Origin of the sequence: Acinetobacter sp. YH12227 (assembly GCF_013417785.1) — a bacterium.
In the GTDB taxonomy this organism is placed as follows: Bacteria; Pseudomonadota; Gammaproteobacteria; order Pseudomonadales; family Moraxellaceae; genus Acinetobacter; species Acinetobacter gandensis.
The window spans coordinates 1-1,117 of record NZ_VPDH01000188.1 but is presented as its reverse complement, the minus strand read 5'-3'; the positions used below and the strand labels follow the sequence as shown (position 1 = coordinate 1,117).

General features: G+C 44.7%; 1 protein-coding gene. It reads left to right on the top strand.

Features of this window, described 5'->3' with window-relative positions; all coding sequences use genetic code 11:
- Window positions 1-754, top strand: a 754-nt coding sequence (locus FTV09_RS17865) for a VOC family protein (RefSeq protein ID WP_180059016.1), incomplete at its 5' end; no start/stop codon positions are given.
- Between the last annotated feature and the right edge of the window lie 363 nt (window positions 755-1,117).

Here is a 1,117-nt window from a genome sequence, read left to right as displayed (position 1 = left end):
CACCAACGACGTTGACTCCTTCGTCTTCTTGCCGGGCTTCGAACCAACGGAGGGGATTTCATCCTTCCCTCTGGATTACGGGATCCGACGGCTGGATCACGCCGTCCGGAACGTACCGGAACTGGGCCCAGCTGTCTCATACGTGAAATCGTTCACTGGGTTTCACGAGTTCGCAGAGTTCACGGCGGAAGACGTGGGGACGAGTGAGAGTGGACTGAACTCAATGGTGCTAGCTAACAACGACGAGATGGTTTTGCTTCCGATGAACGAACCAGTTTTCGGGACGAAGCGGAAGAGTCAGATACAGACGTACTTGGAGCACAATGAGGGTGCAGGGCTGCAGCATTTGGCTCTTTCGAGTGAGGACATCTTCACGACTTTGAGGGAGATGAAGAAGAGAAGTGGTGTTGGTGGGTTCGAGTTCATGCCATCACCACCCCCTACTTATTACAAGAAGTTGAAGAATCGGGCTGGTGATGTTTTGAGCGATGACCAGATCAAACAGTGTGAGGAATTGGGGATTCTGGTTGACAGGGACGATCAGGGTACTCTTCTCCAGATTTTCACCAAGCCTCTTGGAGATAGGCCAACCATATTTATAGAGATAATTCAGAGAGTAGGATGCATGCTCAAGGACGAGCAAGGGAAGACGTATCAGAAGGGGGGATGTGGTGGGTTTGGGAAGGGCAACTTTTCGGAGCTCTTCAAGTCCATTGAGGAGTATGAGAAGACTCTTGAAGCCAAGGCTCCATGACAGCACATGGTTTTTTCTTTATCTATGTAACTTCCTGCTATACTAATAAGCTGGTTGTTTTCAGAATTGCTGAATGTATGAAATCATGTCATGCATGATTTGCCTATGTACAACCAATTACTTTGAAAGCAGATGTTGGTTATGTTTATAATACATTCATGATCTATTTTTAAGCAATTATCACTAGGAATGAACTCTAAATATTAATTTCTATTTCTGTACTCTGTTCTGTAGCTGCACATATAGTTATATTGTTGTAATGATCAAGGACCGACCTTTAGGACTGGCTTTTATTTGAAAATTCTTTTGATATATGTAGATTTCTTTCAGTCTATAGACGGGAACCATTGAATAAGAATCAAG